We start from the raw sequence: 18289 nt of genomic DNA on the forward strand, positions 1-18289 counted from the left end.
TGCACCAGCTCGTGGAGATGCTGTGTGAGGGCTCCGTTCACAGCCGTGCCTTCCGCCGGTGGAACCCGTTCAGCACCGCTGAGGCCATACTCAGTTCCCGTCTCTCGCGGAGGCCGTGCCCGGGTCGGACGCCGATGTGGCCGAGGGGCGGGGCAGGGTGTCCGCCCCGGACGCCACGACTCCGGCAGGAACGGCGGTCTCGGTCCGAGCCGACGTTGTGGGCCGGATCCCGCCCGCGTGGATTCCCTCGGCCCAGTGGCAGGCGACACGATGAGCCGCGGTCGCCCCGGGCACGTCGATCACCCGTAGCAGGGGCCGCTCGCTGTCGCAACGGGTCGCCTGCTTCCACGGGCACCTGGTGCTGAAGCGGCAGCCGGGCGGCGGATTCTCCGGACTGGGAAGATCGCCCCGGAGAAGGATCTGCTCTCTGCTGTCCTCCTGTCGCGGGTCCGGGTGCGGCACCGCCGACAGCAAGGCGCGGGTGTACGGATGCAGCGGCCCGGCGAACAGTTCGGACGTCGGCGCCTCCTCGACGAGTCCGCCGAGGTACATCACCCCTATCCGGTCGCTGACGTGCCTGATCACGGCGAGGTCGTGCGCGATGATCAGATAGGTCAGTCCGTACCTCGTCTGGATGTCCTCAAGCAGGTTGATCACCTGAGCCTGCACGGACACGTCCAGCGCGCTGACCGGCTCGTCCGCGACGATCAGCTGCGGCTCGACCGAGAGCGCCCGGGCGATGCCGATCCGCTGTCTCTGTCCTCCGGAGAACTCGTGCGGGTACTTGCCGAGCGCGGTTCGGGGCAGCCCCACCGAGTCGAGCAGCTCGTGAAGCCGCGCGCTCATGTCGCCCTTTGCCAGCCCGTGCGCGTTCATCCCCTCGCGGAACATCTGCTCCACGCTCTGTCGTGGGTCCAGACTTCCCAGCGGATCCTGGAACACCATCTGCATGTGCCGACGCTGCCGGCGAAGCTTCTCCCCGCGCAGCGTGCGCAGGTCCGCATCGCCGAAGCGGATCTCTCCGGCGGTCACGGGCGTCAGCTGAAGCACCGCTCTCCCGAAGGTCGACTTCCCGCATCCGGACTCTCCGACCAGGCCATAGGTCTCTCCCTTCCGGATCTGCAGGTCGACGCCGTCCACCGCGTGCACGTGCCCGACCGTCCGACTGACCAGAACACCACGGCGGATCGGGAAGTGCACTTTGAGGCCGCGTACATCCAGGAGCGGGTTCTCGGGGGTGTCCGGGTGGGCTTGCGCGGTCTCCGCCGTCATGAGGTCTGCTCCTTCGTGGCCGTCGTCGGTACCGGGAGGGGATGGTGACAGCGCAGTCGGTGCTCGGCCCCTCCCGCCCATGCCGGGCTCTCCCTCAGACAGAGGTCGGTGGCAGAGTGGCAGCGCGGTGCGAATGCGCACCCCTGTGACCAGGGGATATTGTCCGTGACGGATCCCGGTATCGAGTGGAGGCGCTGCTCCTCGCCGTCCAGCCTCGGCACGGAGGCCAGCAGACCCCCGGTGTACGGGTGGCGTGGCCCGTCGAACAGGTCGTAGCGGCCGGCCCGTTCGACGATCCGCCCGCCGTAGAGCACGTTGACCGAGTCGCACAGGCCCGCGACCACGCCCAGGTCGTGCGTGATCATGATCAGCGAGGTCCCCGAGCCGATGACCAGTTCCTTCAGCAGAGCGAGAATCTGGGCCTGGATGGTCACGTCCAGTGCCGTGGTCGGCTCGTCGGCGATCAGCAGACGCGGCTCGCAGGCCAGTGCTGTCGCGATCAGTACGCGCTGGCGCATGCCACCGGACACCTGGTGCGGGTACTCGTGCATGCGACGGCCCGGATCGGGGATGCCGACCCGTTCGAGCATCTCGTGCGCGCGTCGCAGCGCCTGCGACCGGCTGGTGCGCCGGTGCCGCTGGATCACCTCGGCGACCTGCACACCCAGTGGCACGACCGGGTTGAGGGAGGACAGCGGATCCTGGAAGATCATCGCGAGCTCGGCCCCGCGGCGATCGCGCAGCTCACCGTCCGTCAGCGTGAGCAGGTCCGTGCCGGCGAACAGGGCCCGTCCGAGGACTCGGGTTCCGCGCCGTGGCAGCAGCCCCATGAGGGCGAGTGAGGTGACCGACTTGCCGCAGCCGGACTCACCCACCAGGCCGACGACCTCGCCGGGGCCCACCTCGAAGCTCACTCCGTCGACGGCGGTGAACGGCTCGGCTCCCGGCCGGGTGAACGTGACGGAGAGGTCCTCCACCGACAGCAGTTTCCCCCCGGCGGCGGAATGGGGTGCCTGTGTGCCTGCGTTCATCACATCTACCTCCGCGTCCGCGGATCGAGGGTCTCGCGAAGCGACTCGCCCGCAAGGGTGAAGCCGAGCGCCACCACGACGATGCACAGCGCGGGGTAGATCGCGAGATGGGGATACGAGTTGAAGTACTGCTGCGCGCCGCCGAGCATCTGGCCCCACTCCGGTTGCGCGTCATCGGGATTCCCCAGTCCCAGGAATGACAGCGCCGCAGCGTCGAGGATCGACACGGCCAGGCTCAGTGTGCCCTGAACGATCACCGGTCCCAGGGCGTTGGGTACCATGTGGCGGAAGACGATCGCCCGGGGCCGGACCCCCAGGGCACGGGCCGCGACCACGTGGTCGGTGCCACGCTGCACAAGCATCGAACCGCGCATGAGACGGGCGAAGATCGGTATTTGCACGATGGCGATGGCGACGATGAGCGTCCATTCGTTCGGGCGTGCGAACAACGCCGCGATCGAGAAGGCCATCAGCAGCGAGGGGATCGCGAGCATCACATCGACCACGCGCATCACCAACGTATCGACCTTTCCGGCGAACACGCCGGCGAGGAGGCCGAGCGCCGCACCGCCGGTCAGCCCGCCGAGGGTCGCCAGCACCCCCACGATGAGCGTCTGGCGAGCGCCCACGAGCAGGCGGGAAAGGAGATCCCGCCCGGCGGGGTCGGCTCCCAGCGGAAAGCCCTCCTGCGGGCCCGGCACCGGATTGGCCTGCGCCCGGACCTGATCCAGCAGCAGCGGTGCCGCCGGATCGTGCGGTGCCAGCAGCGGGGCGGCCACCGCCAGGACGACGAATACGAAGGTGATCGCCGCCCCGGCCACGAAGGCTGGTTGGCGCAGCAGTCTGTGCAGCGTCCGTGTGGCCGAGTGCCCGGCCACCATGACCTGCGGCTGAACGACCGGTGCGCCCCCTCCTCGGGCGAGCGTCATTGCATCCTCACTCTCGGGTCGCACAGCGCGTTGGTGATGTCAACGACGATGTTCACGAACAGGTACAGCACCGCGATCATCATGATCAGCGCCTGCAGCACGGCGTAGTCGCGGGTGGTGAAGGCCAGCGCCATCGACTGTCCGAGCCCCCGGTAGTTGAAGACGGTCTCGGTGAGCACGGCCCCGGCGAACAACCCGCCGGCCTGCAGGCCGATCACGGTGATCACCGGCAGCAGGGAGTTGCGCAGCACATGACGCCCGGCGATCGTCCGGTCCCGCAGCCCCTTGGCCGTCGCGGTGCGAACGAAGTCCTGCTGGAGTGTTTCCGCGACGGAGGCCCGGGTCAGACGAAAGATCACGGCGAACGGGATGATCGACAGCGCGATCGTGGGCAGGGTCAGGTACCTGACGCTCTCCAGGAGAGCCGCTCCGTCGCCGGCGAGCAGCGAGTCGAGCAGCGTGAGCCCGGTCGGCGTGGGTATCGATCCCTGCAGGTCCGCCCTGCCCGATGGCGGCAGCCATCCGGCGCGGACCGCGAAGACGTACTTGAGGACGAACGCGGTGAAGAAGACCGGCACGGCCAGGCCGAGCACGGAGAAGCTGAGGAAGGCGAAGTCGAACACGCCGCGTCGCGTCGCGGCCCAGTAGCCGATGGAAACGCCGAGTACCGTGCCGATGACCAGTGCGCACAGCGCGAGTTCGATCGTGGCCGGTGCCCGGGTGAGGATCACCTCGGTCACCGGCGCACCACGCCACACGCCGGTCGACACTCCGAGGTCGCCGTTCCAGAACCGCCCGAGGTAGCGAACGTACTGCGTCCAGATCGGTTCGTCGAGGCCGAGCGACTCGACGAGCTTCGCGCGGTCCTGCGGGCTGGCGTTCTCGCCGAGCAGTGCGTCCAGCGGTCCGCCGGGAAGGCTCCGCAGCCAGACGAAGAGGATTGCCGTCAGCGCGAGGAACGTCGCGCCCGCCTGGACCGTCCTTCGAAGGATGAATCTGTACATATCTGTCCAATCGGTGTGGGGCGCACGTCGGCCGCACGCCCCACATCGGGGTTGGGCTACTCGCCGAAGGTGGCTGTGGCCAGCTGCTCGCCACCGACCGGGCTGGCGACGACACCGTGCACCCGATCGCTGAGTACCAGGGCCGAGGGGCTGCTGGCGATCGGTATCGACGGAAGCCAGTCCTCCGCCATCTTGCGGTTGATCGCGAGATACATCGCGGTGCGCTTCTTCGGGTCGGGCTCGCGGTCCGCGGCGTCGAGGTCGTCGACGAGTTGCTGCCCGAAGCCGAGCAGTCCGGTGGCGAAGGCGTTGTCCACCGCTCCGAACAGGATTCCCAGGAAGTTCTGTGCGCTGTTGTAGTGCCCGGTGGTGCCGAGCAGGTACACAGGTGCCTGGCCGGCCTCGCGACCGCTGAGGTAGCCGCCCGCCCAGGGCTTGGCGACCGGCTCCACCTGGATTCCGACGGCTTCCAGGTCGGCCTTGATCAGATCGAAGAAACGTTTCGGCTCGGGCATGTACGGCCGGGTCACCTCGGTGGGGTACCAGAGCTGGATCTTCAGATTCGGGTGGCCGGCCTCGGCGAGCAGCTTGCGGGCCTTGTCGGGATTGTAGGGATACCCCTCGATCTCCTTGTTGTAGCCCTCGACCGAGCGCGGGACGAACTGCGACACCGTCTCCGAGCCCTCGGGCAGCAGCGTCTCGACTATCTGCTTCTTGTTGATCGCCCAGGCGATCGCCTGGCGGACCCGCAGATCCTTCAGCTCGGGCACGGTCTTGGCGTTCAGGCCGAGGTACATGACGTTGAACGGCGGTCGGGCGATCACCTGGAAGCCGTTGTCCTTGAGGCTCTTCCAGTCGCGGGGGGCGGGCAGGTCGTAGGCGTGGATGGCCCCGGCCTCGAGCTCCTGGCGGCGCGCGGTCTCGTCGGGAATCGTCCGGAACTCGATCCCGCCGATCTTCGGCGCGTCTCCCCAGTAGGCGTCGTTGCGCTCAAGCTTGACCGTGCCGGTCGAGTCGTCGTAGGAGACGAACTTGAACGGTCCGGTCCCTGTCGGGTGCAGACGGCCGTATGCCGGGAAGGTGAAGCCCTCACCGCTGGCCTTGACGTCGTTGGCGTTGTGCTTCTTCATCGCCGTCGGGCTCGACATCGCATAGGTGCCGTGCGCCAGGATCGTCGGGAACTTCGAACTCGGGGTGTTCAGGCGCAGGACCACCGTCAGATCGCCCTGGGTCTCGCACCCGGAGTACAGCGACGGCGTGGTGTCGCCCTCGAAGCCGCCGAAGTCGTTGACCCAGGTGTGGCTGACTGCCGAGGTGCGCGCGACCTTGGGCTGGCGGTACCAGCGTTCGAAGTTCGCGCAGACCGCGTCGGCGTCGAACTTCGTGCCGTCGTGGAAGGTGACCCCCTCACGCAGCTTGAACGTCCAGCGCTTGCCGTCCTTGCTCTGGTCCCACTTGACGGCCAGGCCCGGACCCGGATCCGCCGTGCCGGGCAGCAGGCTCAGCAGACCCTCGTACATCTGGTTGTTCACTCGGATCGTCTCACCGTCCGAGGTGTAGAACGGGTCGAAGAGCGACGGAGCTCCCGCGGCACCGAAGACGAGGCTCTTCGAGCCTGCCTTGCCACCGGCGTCGTCCTTGGCCCCATCCGCACCCCATGAGCACGACGAGAGCAGCATCATGCTGGCCAGCGTGACGACCCAGGTCTGTCTGAACTTCATTGTTGCTCCTGATCTCGGGTCTGCGTGAGGGAAAGCCGGTCACCGTAGAACCAGAGCCGTGAGAACCCGCCGTCCGGCAGCGCGCGCACTCTGACGCGCCGGGTGTTGACGGGAGAGGTGAACTCGATGGTCGAGGTGGCCCCGGAGGTGATGTCGAAGATTCCGGTCTCCCGCCAGTTCGCCCCGGTGAGTGTCTCGATCGCGATCCGGGCCGCGCAGTTGCCCCGGAACGGAGTGGCGACCACCTCGAGCGCGCGCAGTTGCACCGGATCGGGCCACGAGAGCTCGACGAAATGCTGGTCGGCGGATGAACGGCGTGGGGTCTCCCATCCGTCGTGCGTGCTTGTGGGCATGGCGTGGGAGATCACCGCCCATGGGCTGCCGAAGGAACCCTCCGACGCCTGGACACGGCAGCCCAGTCGCACGTCGGAGAGGCGGATGCCGGCGGGCGGGAGGCTGCGCGGGACATCGACCACCCCGTACGCGCGCAGTCGTGCGACTCCTCCGTCGGGGAACATGCGCAGCCGTACGAACGCGGCGGACCGTCCGGCATCGGCCACCGGGTAGGTGTTCACGCAGTTCGGCTCGACCGCGGCCCCGGCGAGAATCTCCTGCCAGGGCCCGTCCGGTCGGTCGGCGACATCGACACCGATGCGCTGGGGCGCGTTGAAACGGAACCCCGTGGTCTCCAGCTCGATCTCGTCCACCCGGCCCGGGTACGCGGCCCGGACGACCACCCAGTCGTGGTCCGCCGGATTGTGCCGGCGGCTCTCCCAGCCGTCGACATCCGCGCCGCGCAGCCCATAGGTGCCCGGCCGCTGCGGCGGAGCCGCCAGGAGCAGCGCGTCGGCGGCTCCGAAGAACTCGTCCGAGCAGTCCACCACGGAAGCACCGAGTTCACGCGCGAGCAGATTGAGGTTCATCGCTCATCCCTTCCGTCGTCCAGGTGCGCGACGATGTCCGCGCCGCGGGCCCACCACAGGCCGTCGAGTTCGCGCAATGTACGCAGGACGTTGCGCAGGTGCGCGAAGCGGAACGGCTGGGCGATGAGCCACGGGTGGATTCCCAGGACCAGCGTCCGGTTCCGCGGTGCGCCCTCGCCGAGGAGCACCCGGGCCGACGACACGATGTTGTCGGCCCACTTCTCGATCGGGATACCGCGTTTGAGGTGCGAGAAGACGTCGTCGAGGTGGATCGACACCGGGATGTTCAGGATGTCCCCGCGCGAGGTGGCCAGGATGTTCGGTACCTCGTCGTTGGGCCAGTCCGCCGTCCACCGGATTCCCAGATCGGCCAGATCCTCGAGAGCCGTGGTGGACTGGGCGTAGTCGAGCCCGCTCCAGCCGGCCGGACGGACTCCGCAGAACTCCTCGACGGCGCCGACCGACTCGGCGAGGTACGCGCGCTGTGCCTCGCGCTCCATCCCGTCGTGCAGGATGCTGATTCCGTCGACCCCGTGCGCGACGAATTCGGCGCCCGACTCCGTGAGGCGTTCCACCAGCCGCGGCCGGTGCCGGGCGGAGCAGGCGTCGATGGCCGCGGTCGGCGGGATCCGCAGTTCATCGAGGAGGTCGAGGATCCGGAAGGCGCCCACCCGCAGGCCGTACTCGTGCTGCGACGTGGTGTGCACGTCCATGATCTGCGGATACGGGCCTCGCAGTGCGACGCTCGACGGCGGGATGCCGGCATCCGGACCGGGAAGGGCGGGCACGTGATCGAGATGCATCAGCACCACGACGCTGAGGTGCGCACCGCCGGGCCAGCCCGGGTTCGGAGCGGGCCGGGGTCCTCCGTCGGCCTCGTGCAGTGGCCTGACAAGCTGCATGGTCAACACCATCCGATCTCATCGACATGGGCGGCGATCTGCTCCGGCGTTGTCCACCAGATGTCGTCGTGCGAACCCAGTTGTTCAAACATCTGCGCGAGATGGCCGATCCGATGCGGTATGCCCATGTAGAGCGGGTGCAGCGCGACAGTCATCACATACGCCGTGTCGTGCCTGTGCGCTTCCTCGGACAGCACCGCGTACTGCGACTGGACGATCGCCGCGAAGTAGTCGCTGTCCAAGCCGTACATCGGTGATCCCGGGAACAGGAGGGCGTCGTTGACCTCCCGGGAGTACGGCACGCCGATCAGGCCGCCACCGCGTGGGCCGTCCAGACGGAACGGCTGATCATCGATGAACCAGTCGGTCGTGTAGGTCATGCCGGCTTCCGCCATCAGACGGTAGGTGGCGGGCGTGGCGCTGAACGACGGACCCAGCATTCCGCGCATGCGGTATCCGGTGAGCTCCCGCACCGTGGAAATCGTGTAGTCGTAGAACTCCCGTTCCGCGCTCTCCGATTCACCGAAAAGGAGCCGGCTGTTGTAGGTGCCATGACTCATGAAGCTCCATTTGCGGTCGACCATCGCGCCGGCCACATCGGGATACAGGCGCAGCACTTCGCAGTTGAGCGAACAGGTCACCTTCACCGGGGAGTTGTCGAGGACGGGGAGCATGCGCCAGAACCCGACCCGGTTGCCGAAGTCCCGGAAGGAGTAGCCGACGTTGTCCGGCTTCGCGGGAACCCGGTAGAAGTAGTCGCGGTGCGGGTTGGCCGGCGGCAGATACTCGTAGTGCTCGATATTCATCACCACGTTCACGGCCACCCGCTTGCCGCCGGGGAGTCGAAGTTTCTCCCTGCGGTCGAGGGCTCTGTAACTCAGGAACTCGTCCATCGCTGATCCTTTCGAACGACTGTCTCAGGGCGTGGCGGCGGCGGTGGGGACGAGCTCCTCCACGACCTCGTCCAGGGGGCGGACACAGCCGAGTTGCGGGAAGATGACACGCACCGAGTGATCGTGCTGCTCGGCGGTATAGGCCGCCATCGCCTCGGGGACGAAGACCACGTTGTAGGCGTGGTCGAACGCCGCGCGAGCGGTTCCCTCGACACCGAAGCCGGTGGAGATGCCTGCCATGACCACCGTGTCGATCCCGCGACGACGGAGCTGAAGGTCGAGGTCGGAGCCGTGGAAGGCGTTCCAGCTGCGCTTGATGATCACCGGTTCCGTCGCCAACGGCTCGATACCGGGAAGGAAGTGGTCCCACCCCTGCCGTCGTACGGGGCGTGCGGGACGCTCGATGTCGGTACGCAGCCTGCCGCTGAGTGAATCGGCCTCGTCGGGAAGGAAGCTCGTACGCACATGCACGACGAGACTCCCGGCCCGCCGTGCGGCTTCGATCAGGCGAACACAGCGCTCCAGGACGGCGCCCGTCGTGTGCGGATGCACCGGGTGATCGGCGTTGGATCCCTGCAGGTCGATGAGGATGAGCGCGGTGCGCCCCGGTTCGGCGATGGTCATGAGCGATGTCCTTTCATGGAAGTGGATCCGTCAGGCCCCGAGGATCTGACGGGTCATGCGAAGGAGGGTCTCTTCCGATCCCGTGCCGCTGGCCTTGCTCAGCAGGCGCAAGCCGTCGAACGCGCCACCGGCGACACGGGCGGCCGGGCAGAGCGGTTCCAGCTCCAGCCCGGCGCTCAGGCTCGTGCCCCCCAGCTCCCGCACGAGCGCGGTCGTGGTCAGGCCGCCGCTGACGACGGCCCCCAGGCACTTGTTGTCACCGCGGGACGAGACGTCCAGCAGCCCGCGTACCGCTTTGGCGAGCTGCTCGGCGATGACCCATCGGTCGGGATCGTCCCGGTCCGTCTCGTGCAGCGCGACGACCCGGTGCGAGGCGAGCACCTTCCGCGCGACGACCGGGCCCCAGCTCGCGGCCTCCCCCGCGGTGGTGATGAGCGCGCGGGTGCCGTAGGCGGCGGCGAGCTGTCGCAACTGCGCGCGGTCGGTGTCGTGGTTGGCCGGGGTGACGACGACGACGAATCCGTCCCGGCCGAGGTCGGGGTAGAACCGCACCCATCCACCGGTGCTGGCCGTGGCCACCCGGTGGCCGTCCTCGTGCAGCCGCGACGCGACCTGGGCCGCGGCACCGAGGTGCGTTTCGACCGTGCCGTCCAACACGAACCGGCGCGTGCCGCGTGCGAGGGCCGCGCGGACGTGAGCCATGACGGCTTCCGAGCCCTGGTTCAGGACCGACAACCCCACGACCTCGGCATCCTCGATCCGGAGCGCGGTGCGCACATCGACGTCGAGGCCGTTGCCGGCCGGCATGGGAGCCAGCAGACGGCCGTCCACGCAGACCCGGCCGGCCGTCGGGTAGGCGGGAACGACCAGCAGTATTCCGTTCTCGTCGCTACGCCCCTCGATACCGGCGACCAGGGCGTCGGGGGAACCGCGCAGTTCCGCGTTGAGTTTGACCTCCAGTCGCGAACACCCCAGCGATTCGAGCCAGTTCGTCCATCTCTCGATGAGGGCCGTGGCCGTGTGACCCGCGTGATGGAGATCGAGATCGACGACGACGGCATCGGCGTCGGCCACGGGCGTCGAGGGATCGCGGACAATCACGGGTTCGAGCCCTCTCTGCCGCAGACGGCATGCCACCGCCACCGAGCACTGCAGATCCTCGGCCAGGATCCCCATGGCGAAAGCGCGCGTCTCATTCGACGAATGTGCTGCCGACATGGGACCCTCCCTCGTTTTCATTGTTGATGGGGAGTCGTCATGCTATTGAGCGCCGTACGGGCAGTCATTCGACAAACGTCGCAAATTATTTCGGCACCACTCCGCTCACTCTTCATCCGCTGCCGTTTCGAGGGGTGGTAGGCGGTGTGCGGTAGCGGTGTGGGTTGGTGTGTTGCGGGCCGGTCGAGAACCGGTCGGCGTGGTGGCGGGTGGTCCGGTCCGGGAGTTTCTCGTCTTTGTCGAGAGGGCTCGGGCCTCTCGTACGGAGCGTCTACATCTGAAGGGGCCGGGTGTGTCTTCCCTGTTCGCGGTCCTTTTCCTTGTTCACGGTTCCCTTTTTCGCTTCGCGGGCCGGGAGTTGGTCAGCGCGTGGGTGCGGGATCGGGGGTGGTGGCGGGGGTTTTCGCGGTGGCACCGGGCGGGACGAGGACGTACGCGACCGGCACGTGCAGTTGCTGGGGACGGGTGTGGGCGAGGGGGCAGGCACGTCCGACGTGGAGGAGCCCGGTGGTTTTCCCGGCCGCCGCGGGCCCGGTGACGATCGGGGAGCGCCGGGCGGTCGTGGTCCGGTGGCGGACGAGGGCCGGAGAGGTGCGGACACGGGTGGCGAGGGGTGCCGATGACCGGCGCGCGCCGAGAAGGCCGCGGCCGTGCCGTGGACGGACCGGCTGCCCGGGCTCGCCGTCCGCCCGCTGGACGACGACGCCACCGGGGCGGTGACCGCATGACCACCGAGTCGGAGCTGAGTGGCGTGGACCTCGCGCGTCAGGCCCGGGAAGCGGCGAAGAGGAACGGTGCCACCAGCGAGAAGCCGCAGCGACGCACGGGCACCGCCGTGCGGCGGGACGGGCGCGCTCCGGTCGGGCTCGGTGCGGCGATCGGCATGATGATGACCGAGCGCGGCCTGGTCGCCCCGGCTGCCGGCGGCAGCGTCCTCGCCCGGTTCGAGGCCATCCTCGCTACGGCCGTGCCCGAGCTCGTCGGCCGGGTCCAGGCCGTGGCGTTCGACGTGGATACCGGCCGCCTGGACATCGTCTTCGACGCCCCGGCCTGCGGCACGAAGCTGCGCTGGATCGCGCCGAAGCCGATCTCAGCGGCCAATGAGAAGGTGCGCGGCGCGAACGTCCGCGCCCTGCACGTCCTGGCGCCCACCCCGGTGAAGGCCGGCCTCACCGCGGCGGCCGCCGACCCGGGACCGCAGCCGACCACGCCCGCCGTGCCGGTGGGGCGCCGTACCCCGTTGGACGACCACCGCCGCGCGATCGAGGCGCCAGGCCGCCCGGCTCTCCCGGACAGACCCTGCCATCGCGGAGGCGATGGAGCGGCAGACCGCCGCGATGCGGGATTTGTCCCGCCGGGCCTTCCCCGATGCCGACGTCGTCGCGGACGACGCACCCTCCCCGATCGGGCAGGTTCGCCTTCGGCGGCGCGGCCAGGCCACAGCGACTGAGGTTGCCGCCCTTCGCCGCGCTCGTGCCGCCCCTGCAGTGGCGGCACGCTCGGTTTCAGCCGCCTCAACTCGCCCGCCACACAAGTCACCGGCACCCCCGCACCGCCTTTCGGTCTCCTCCCGACAATATTCATGCCCACCGTCTGCAGGGTCCGACCGGTGCCACTGGCGGGTCTTGAGCGGTGGTCCGGAGCAGCGTCGCCCCGTCCTTGCCGAACAGATCGGCGAAGTCGGGGCCGGGCAGTGGCAGGTCGATGTCCGGTTCGTCGTTGAAGTAGCCGACGAGGACCGCGGTCGGCAGGCAGTGCATCAGGGCGTCGACGACTTCAGTCCGAGGGCGGCTGGTCTGTTTCATCAGATTCCTGAACACCCACAGGACGGTGGGCGTGCTCGTGTCGAGGTCGTCGGGGATCTGCATCGGCTCGGGTCCGTCCGCGGGGTGCCACCCGGTTCCGGGCTGTTGCTGTTCGGGGGCCGGGCAGATGTCGAGCCCGGTCTGCTTGTACCAGCACTCCGCCGCCTCGGTCTCACCGAGGGCGAGATGGTGCAGGTACAGGCAGTACGCGGCTTCGTCTCCGGCGCCGGCCGCGTACTGCCCCCAGGCAATAGGCGGAGGTCAAAGAACAGGCTGAGCACCGTGCACCATTCGGTCCCAGCATTGAGCATCGTGCACGCTGGCCCAAGAACACCGCGCCTTCTAACGTCATAAAGGTGCTCCTGCCCTGGGCATCTACTGGCCCAGGTACACACCGACTCGGCATTTCTGCTGGCAGAGCGTAGTTCTTCCAGCACTGCCTGACGGTGCCACACGCGGGGCAATTCACCATCACAAGGGGGAAATCGCAGTTATGAGGATCAAGCGAACGACTCGTGTGACGGCTGTCGCTGGGGCCCTCGCGTTGGCCGTTGTTCTGTCTGGGCCGGCGCCGGCCCAGGCGGGGCAGGGCTGCGAAATGGGGTGTTCGGGAACCGTCAATGACTCAACCGAGACTGTGCACGTGGCTCGAAACTGGTGCACAGACGCACCCAACGGCACGAAGACGACGACGAAGCCGAAGTGCTCCTCGGACGGGGTAAAGCAGGCGTGGGATGTGCTCCAAGTAGGGGACGCGACGTCCTCGAAGAAGGACTGGGACACCTTCCAGGTCGATGCGCACTGGTGCTACAACGTCTGGTTCGACGGGCCCGGCCCGCTCTATCTATGGAGGACCTACAGCCAAGCCAAGAGCAACAAGGATGCGTGGGTGAAGGTGTCCAATGGATACATCGCCCACGTCTGGGCCCAGAAGTACGGTTCCTGCCCGGAGTAGCCGTGCCGGATGACGGAATCGCGGCGGCATCCGTGTCAGTCGATCAGGGCGCCGTCAGCCGATGCTGCCGTCATGGGGACGTGATCTGGCCAGGGGCGTAGTCATCGTTGGGCATGCGAAGGCTGTACAGGGCGCGCAGGTCGGTGTCCTGGGCGGGGAGCCGTCCCCGCCAGCGGGTGATGAGGTCTCGCAGCGGTCTGAACACCACATTCCCTCCCCCGAGTTGGATGGACACGCCCTTGTCCGAGTCGGTCATCGCCCAACTCGGCTACTGCATAGACCTGCTGGGGCAGGTGTCGACACGCGGGAAGATGGCGCCCGAGCAAGTCCGAGCCATGGCCCGCGCGGTCTACGAACTGCTGCGCGACACCGTGGGGACCATCCGCCCCTGGAGGGCCGTACGCGAGTTCTGCGCCTCCTGCAGCGTCAGGCTTCCGCGGAAGGCTCTTTACAGTGGCAGGGAAGCGATCCGGGTGCCCGGGGCCGGACCGGGACGACCCCGCCCCGGCAGGTGCGAGAACGCCCAGCCAGGCGTCGCCCGCGCCGGGGCCCATTCCACCCGTGCGAGTGGTACCGGGCCCGCCGACGAACCGCCCCGGCCCCACCCGCCGTCGCAGTGGTCACGGAACGAATCGACGAGCAGCACATCGCGGAGCCCGGCCTGGCGGTAATGGATATCACCGGCGGGGACGAGGAGACCGTCCGCGCGCCGCGCTGGAGGAGCGCTGGGCGACCTCGGGCACCAGTCCGGTACGAAGGGACCCCGGCGAACCAGGGGTCCGGGCCCGGCTGTTGGCCGACGTCCTGCGTCCGGGACGGCAGTAGCCGCGAACGCCGTACGCGGCCAGGGAGCCCGGCCGCGGGTGCAGCCGCCGCTCGGCGCGGCCTTCTCCAGGACGGACGCGGCCTCCAGCCGGTCCAGACGCGTGCAGAGCGCTCCTACGAGGCGGGCACGGTGCTGGGTGGAGCAAGCGGGGCACGGAAGAGCAGCGGGCTGGTTGCCTTCCATTCCCGGTACTGGTCCGCCGCGCTGATCATGAAACGCGCCCTCGGTGCTGGTCGCGGGCCCGTGTCCGATGACCCGCCACGGTCGTTATCGATCGCGACCATGGCCCCTTCCCGGGGCCGCCCGTCACCGCTTTCGGAAGGTGCCGCGTTCGACGGAGCCGAGGCCCCGCCCCGCTCCGGCCCGTATCGGCGGCAGAGCCGATACCGCGCGACCGGCCGTCATCCGTTGCCAGAAGAAGGAGAGTTCTCCGTGTCTGTCCGTACCCTCACCGCGGCCGTTGGTGCAGCCTGCGGCGCCTTCGTCCTGCTGCTCGCCGTACCGGGTTCGGCCTCGGCGGCCACCGGCCAGTTCCGCTACACCTACACCACCGCCGAGGGATATGACGCCGTCGGCTTCCTGGCCAACCCTGCCGGCGGCGAATGCATCAACCTGCACGGCCCCGCCTCCGAACCCGGTTCCGCCAGCCGGGCACCGAAGAACCACACCAACGCCACCGCCACCGTCTTCCTCGACGCCGACTGCAACGGCGACGTCTACTACACCCTGCCTCCCGGCGCGGGAGCCGGAGACCGCCTCCAGACACGCTCCGTGGTCTTCTCCTGAACCAGACCCGTCCGTGGCACAGCCCTTCGTCCCCGCCCCGGCGGCCTGGCCTCAGGGATCTTCCGTGAGGCGGCGCGACACGTGGACCTGCCGGTTCCCGGCACCGGGCGGATCTGACCCCGCACCGGGCCCCGCGGGCGGCCGCCGGGCAGCAGAGCGGCGCTACCGTCCCGGCGGCGCAGCGGCCAGGGACAGTCGGGCAGTTGGCGGCCGGTCGGCTCCCGGGAGGGAGCGGGCGCGCGGGCGACGGGCGCGGCCGGACGGCGAGGGCGCGCGGGCGGGGGCGCGGCGGCACGGTCTCGCGCGGCGGTTCACCGTGCGCTGATGGTTGCCGACCAGCCGCTGCGGGTGAAGTGGCAGGGGCCGTCCGGGTCGATGCGTACCGCTGCCCCGGAGATGGGCAGGTCGCCGTCGATGACGAGCCAGGTGCGGATGCGGTCCAGCTCGTCCCACAGCCGGCGGGGGCCGCTCTGGTGGACGGTGGGCACCTCGCGGGCCCCCGGTGCCGTGGCCCGGGCCCAGGAGCCGTCCGGGTGCAGCATGCAGGCGGTACGGGTGCCGTCCTCGGCCACGTCCATACGGTGTTCGATGCCGGGAACGGTGAGTTCGAGGGTGGAACGCACGTCCCAAGTACTGTTCACCCGCATCACCGGGTAGCGGCCGGTGGTGACGCTCTCGCCGTCCGCCTTCCGCGTGGTGGCCCACCGATCGGCGTTGTCGGAAGCGGGGGGTAGTCGTCGCCGTGGCGGGTACTCATGAAGCCGGCGGGCTCCGGGGCGACCCTGCCGGTGGCGCCGCCGTCGGCGGTCTTGTCCGCGACGATGAGCAGCCCTGTTCCGGACAGGGTGCTCACCATCCGCCCGCCGGGGGCGAGCGCGGCGAGCCAGGAGGCCGGGACGGCCGGCACCGAAACGGTGGAGACGATGCGGTCGTAGACGCCGGACAGCTCGCCCGTCACGTCGCAGACCTCCAGGTGCGGCCGATGCCCGGCCGCGGCCAGGCGGTCCCGCGCGGCGTGGACGAGGTACGGGTCCACGTCCACGCTCGTGACCCGCTCGTCGCCGAGGCGCTGGCACGCGAGGGCGGTCCCGTATCCGCTGCCGCAGGTCACCAGGATGCGGGAGTCGTCGGCGAGGAAGGCATGCTGGTACAGCTTCACGACCAGCTTGGGCAGCGTGGCCGACGAGGTGGGCCGCGTCTCCGGGATCACTGTGCCGGGGGCGGCGTGGTCGGCGTGGTGGGGGCCGACGCGGGTGATCACGCTGAGGCTGTTGTCGTTGGCGCTGTTCATCCATGCGTCGGGGTCACTGGTCCCGTCGCGCAGTTCGTAGGCCCACGTGCCGTCCTGCTCGCTCGTCGTCCACCATCGGGGCACGAACAGGTGCCGGGGCACGGTGGCCAGGGGCCGGTGCCAGCGGGACTCGGGGCGTACGGTCTCGTCGGCCATCCTGGCGGCGTGGTCGGCCCAGTCCGTTGGTGTCCGGTCCATGAGAGCGGGGCCCTTCAGAGAAGCGCGGGCACGCCGGCCACGGGCGCACCCGTCACCGCGGGTGCGTAGCCCATCGGGTTGCAGGGGTTGTTCTTGCCGGGGTCGCAGGAGTCGGAGTCGGCGGCCCTCGGCTATCACGCCACCGATCCCGATCGCGGTCCGCGCCTGTGTTTCCACCTCAAGCCCGGCAGCTACGACACCACCGCACTGATCGAGGTCCTTGAGCAGGTCAAGGCGTTCTACGGCGGTGACCGGGTGGTGCTGGTCCGGGACGGGCTGTCCGCCCACTGGAGCCGTGCGATGCGGGCCTGGGCCGCCGAACAGGACTGGCTCACCCACGAGCGATTACCCGCCTACGCGCCGGAGCTGAACCCGGTGGAACTCCTGTGGTCCCCGCTCAAGAAACGCGAACTCGCCAACCTCGCCGGCGACCACCTCGCCGACGTCGCCGATGCCACCGAACAAGGCATCCACCGCATCAACCACAACCAGCAGCTGCCGTGGTCCTTCCTCGCCCACACCGGCCTGACCATCCACCCACCAAACCCACCGAACTTACGAAAAGATCAGTAAGTCGGCGGCTCACCGGTGTGGCGCACGGTCGCCGGCGGTTCCCGCAAGTACGTCGACCGGGTCGCCAAGTATGTCGGCGAGATCCGCACCGGCACCCCCGTCCGGGCCGTGCGCCGCCACGCGGCCAGTCCCGAGGTGACCGCCGCCGACGGCACCACGGAGTCGTACGACTCCGTGGTGATCGCGGTCCACCCGGACCAAACGCTGCGCCTGCTCGCCGATCCGACCGGCCGGGAGCGGGAGGTACAAGGCACCCGTCAACGACCCGCACCACCCGGTCGGCGGGCTCGTGCGCCGGGAGATCGAGGTCCCGCTGTCGGCCCAGTGCTTCCGGGGGCCGTGGACGCTGTCCGCCGGAGCCCAGCTCACCAAAGTCCGGTGGTCCGCCCCCGCCGGCGAACACGTCGTCACGGTCGCTGCGTTGGAGAGCTCACTGGCCGGAAGGCGTGTGGTCCAAGTCGAGTTCGGCAGCCGGGAGGAGGCTGCGGCCTTCACGCCTCCCGACTGGTTCGGCGCCGAGCTGACGTGTCGGCCGGAGGGAAGGAACCGCGCCCCGGCGGCCGTTGGCCGCCGGTGACGGCGACTCGGAAAGGTGCCGGGAACGCGCTGCTGGCGCACAAAGCCACCGCCCACGGCGCCTCGGCAGCCCTGTTCTGTGCATGCACGGCTCCGTCCTGGTGGAGCCGACCCCGCACAAGGCGGCCGCTGCAGCGGACGCAAGGCGCCTTCGGACTTCGGTGTTGGGCAGCCGCTCGGAATCACGCGGTTCAGCGCGTTTGCCGGATCGGTGACGCTTCGCGTGTAGCGGATCTGAGCGAGGGAAGCAGCCTTATCGTCACATGCTCACCGCAAGGACGAACCAACCGCTAAACCGTACCCCCGCTGGGCATCCCGTCCTTGTCACCCCGACGGTCGGGGCGACACCAACAACCGTCCACTCAGAACGGGTTCGCCCGTCCGACGGCAATGAACAGCGGGAGACACCCTCATGAGCATGCTCCAGACCGGCAACCTGACCCTCGACTCCTCGCACCCCGTGGCCACCCGGAGCGGAGATACATCCACCTTCACCCAGGTCACCTTTCCCACCCCCTTTCCCCAAGGAGCCAAGGTCATCGTGGTGCCCTTCGTTCAGACGTTCAACGGGTCCGACACCCCCGGCCTGCGCATCGCTGACGTCACCACAACGGGGTTCAAGATCCGGATCAACGAGATCCACGTGGTGGGCAAGGTCACCTCGGACGGCACGCACACCTCCGAGACGGTGGGCTGGATCGCGTCCACCGTGTAACCGCGTCCACCGTCGGGGCACCGTCCCCGTCAACAGGTGGTCCGGCC

General features: G+C 69.0%; 20 protein-coding genes and 1 pseudogene. 7 read left to right on the top strand and 14 right to left on the bottom strand.

Annotated features, from left to right (window positions below; all coding sequences use genetic code 11):
• Nucleotides 1-90: 90 nt before the first annotated feature.
• From ACF1CT_RS18015 to ACF1CT_RS18060, 10 genes are read right to left on the bottom strand one after another with little or no spacing between them, the layout of a single operon-like run.
• On the bottom strand, nt 91-1272 hold the full coding sequence (locus tag ACF1CT_RS18015; RefSeq protein ID WP_391784824.1) for an ABC transporter ATP-binding protein: 1182 nt from the start codon (nt 1270-1272) through the stop codon (nt 91-93).
• Nucleotides 1269-2303, bottom strand: a complete 1035-nt coding sequence (locus ACF1CT_RS18020) for an ABC transporter ATP-binding protein (protein WP_391784825.1) — start codon at nt 2301-2303, stop codon at nt 1269-1271. The genes ACF1CT_RS18015 and ACF1CT_RS18020 overlap by 4 nt, the downstream gene beginning before the upstream one ends.
• A gap of 5 nt (nt 2304-2308) precedes the next feature.
• Nucleotides 2309-3232, bottom strand: a complete 924-nt coding sequence (locus ACF1CT_RS18025; protein ID WP_391784826.1) for an ABC transporter permease — start codon at nt 3230-3232, stop codon at nt 2309-2311.
• Entirely contained in the window at nt 3229-4236 is a 1008-nt protein-coding gene (locus tag ACF1CT_RS18030) for an ABC transporter permease (RefSeq protein WP_391784827.1), read from the bottom strand. Before ACF1CT_RS18030 ends, ACF1CT_RS18025 begins: the two co-directional genes overlap by 4 nt.
• Nucleotides 4237-4292: 56 nt before the next feature.
• Nucleotides 4293-5957: an ABC transporter substrate-binding protein gene (locus ACF1CT_RS18035; protein WP_391784828.1), complete on the bottom strand. Its 1665-nt coding sequence runs from the start codon at nt 5955-5957 to the stop codon at nt 4293-4295.
• Nucleotides 5954-6880: a hypothetical protein gene (locus tag ACF1CT_RS18040; protein ID WP_391784829.1), complete on the bottom strand. Its 927-nt coding sequence runs from the start codon at nt 6878-6880 to the stop codon at nt 5954-5956. The genes ACF1CT_RS18035 and ACF1CT_RS18040 overlap by 4 nt, the downstream gene beginning before the upstream one ends.
• Entirely contained in the window at nt 6877-7782 is a 906-nt protein-coding gene (locus ACF1CT_RS18045; protein ID WP_391784830.1) for a polysaccharide deacetylase family protein, read from the bottom strand. Before ACF1CT_RS18045 ends, ACF1CT_RS18040 begins: the two co-directional genes overlap by 4 nt.
• 2 nt (nt 7783-7784) lie before the next feature.
• The gene (locus tag ACF1CT_RS18050; RefSeq protein ID WP_391784831.1) at nt 7785-8675 is read right to left on the bottom strand and encodes a polysaccharide deacetylase family protein; all 891 of its coding nucleotides are present in this window, start codon (nt 8673-8675) and stop codon (nt 7785-7787) included.
• Nucleotides 8676-8699: 24 nt separating this feature from the next.
• On the bottom strand, nt 8700-9299 hold the full coding sequence (locus tag ACF1CT_RS18055) for an isochorismatase family protein (RefSeq protein WP_391784832.1): 600 nt from the start codon (nt 9297-9299) through the stop codon (nt 8700-8702).
• A gap of 30 nt (nt 9300-9329) precedes the next feature.
• On the bottom strand, nt 9330-10517 hold the full coding sequence (locus ACF1CT_RS18060) for a four-carbon acid sugar kinase family protein (RefSeq protein ID WP_391784833.1): 1188 nt from the start codon (nt 10515-10517) through the stop codon (nt 9330-9332).
• Nucleotides 10518-11241: 724 nt separating this feature from the next.
• On the opposite strand from ACF1CT_RS18060, the gene ACF1CT_RS18065 reads away from it, so the two are divergent.
• On the top strand, nt 11242-11967 hold the full coding sequence (locus ACF1CT_RS18065) for a DUF721 domain-containing protein (RefSeq protein ID WP_391784834.1): 726 nt from the start codon (nt 11242-11244) through the stop codon (nt 11965-11967).
• Between the two features lie 130 nt (nt 11968-12097).
• On the opposite strand, the gene ACF1CT_RS18070 is transcribed toward ACF1CT_RS18065, so the two are convergent.
• Complete coding sequence (locus tag ACF1CT_RS18070; RefSeq protein ID WP_391784835.1) at nt 12098-12385, bottom strand: hypothetical protein; 288 nt, start codon at nt 12383-12385, stop codon at nt 12098-12100.
• Between the two features lie 580 nt (nt 12386-12965).
• Here ACF1CT_RS18070 and ACF1CT_RS18075 point away from each other — a divergent pair.
• Nucleotides 12966-13277: a hypothetical protein gene (locus tag ACF1CT_RS18075; RefSeq protein ID WP_391784836.1), complete on the top strand. Its 312-nt coding sequence runs from the start codon at nt 12966-12968 to the stop codon at nt 13275-13277.
• A gap of 70 nt (nt 13278-13347) precedes the next feature.
• Here the strand turns inward: ACF1CT_RS18075 and ACF1CT_RS18080 are convergent, their stop codons facing one another.
• Nucleotides 13348-13533 carry a hypothetical protein gene (locus ACF1CT_RS18080; protein WP_391784837.1) on the bottom strand — a complete coding sequence of 62 codons (186 nt, stop codon included), beginning with the start codon at nt 13531-13533 and terminating at the stop codon, nt 13348-13350.
• Nucleotides 13534-13844: 311 nt separating this feature from the next.
• Between ACF1CT_RS18080 and ACF1CT_RS18085 the strand changes: the two genes are divergently transcribed.
• Together ACF1CT_RS18085 and ACF1CT_RS18090 are read left to right on the top strand one after the other, a co-directional pair.
• Entirely contained in the window at nt 13845-14102 is a 258-nt protein-coding gene (locus ACF1CT_RS18085; protein ID WP_391785004.1) for a DUF6207 family protein, read from the top strand.
• Between the two features lie 433 nt (nt 14103-14535).
• Complete coding sequence (locus ACF1CT_RS18090; protein WP_391784838.1) at nt 14536-14889, top strand: hypothetical protein; 354 nt, start codon at nt 14536-14538, stop codon at nt 14887-14889.
• Nucleotides 14890-15200: 311 nt separating this feature from the next.
• On the opposite strand, the gene ACF1CT_RS18095 is transcribed toward ACF1CT_RS18090, so the two are convergent.
• The gene (locus ACF1CT_RS18095; protein WP_391784839.1) at nt 15201-15530 is read right to left on the bottom strand and encodes a hypothetical protein; all 330 of its coding nucleotides are present in this window, start codon (nt 15528-15530) and stop codon (nt 15201-15203) included.
• A gap of 5 nt (nt 15531-15535) precedes the next feature.
• Nucleotides 15536-16378: a methyltransferase domain-containing protein gene (locus ACF1CT_RS18100; RefSeq protein WP_391784840.1), complete on the bottom strand. Its 843-nt coding sequence runs from the start codon at nt 16376-16378 to the stop codon at nt 15536-15538.
• 93 nt (nt 16379-16471) lie between these two features.
• On the opposite strand from ACF1CT_RS18100, the gene ACF1CT_RS18105 reads away from it, so the two are divergent.
• The 3 genes and pseudogenes from ACF1CT_RS18105 to ACF1CT_RS18115 all read left to right on the top strand — a co-directional run bounded on the left by ACF1CT_RS18105 (nt 16472) and on the right by ACF1CT_RS18115 (nt 18242).
• Nucleotides 16472-16951, top strand: coding sequence for a transposase (locus ACF1CT_RS18105; RefSeq protein WP_391784841.1), 480 nt, complete (start codon nt 16472-16474; stop codon nt 16949-16951).
• A pseudogene (locus ACF1CT_RS18110) lies at nt 16952-17239 on the top strand (FAD-dependent oxidoreductase); the annotation flags it as partial.
• Between the two features lie 700 nt (nt 17240-17939).
• On the top strand, nt 17940-18242 hold the full coding sequence (locus ACF1CT_RS18115; protein WP_391784842.1) for a hypothetical protein: 303 nt from the start codon (nt 17940-17942) through the stop codon (nt 18240-18242).
• The last annotated feature ends 47 nt before the right edge of the window (nt 18243-18289 follow it).

The organism is Streptomyces sp. NPDC014734, assembly GCF_043083325.1.
GTDB lineage: Bacteria > Actinomycetota > Actinomycetes > Streptomycetales > Streptomycetaceae > Streptomyces.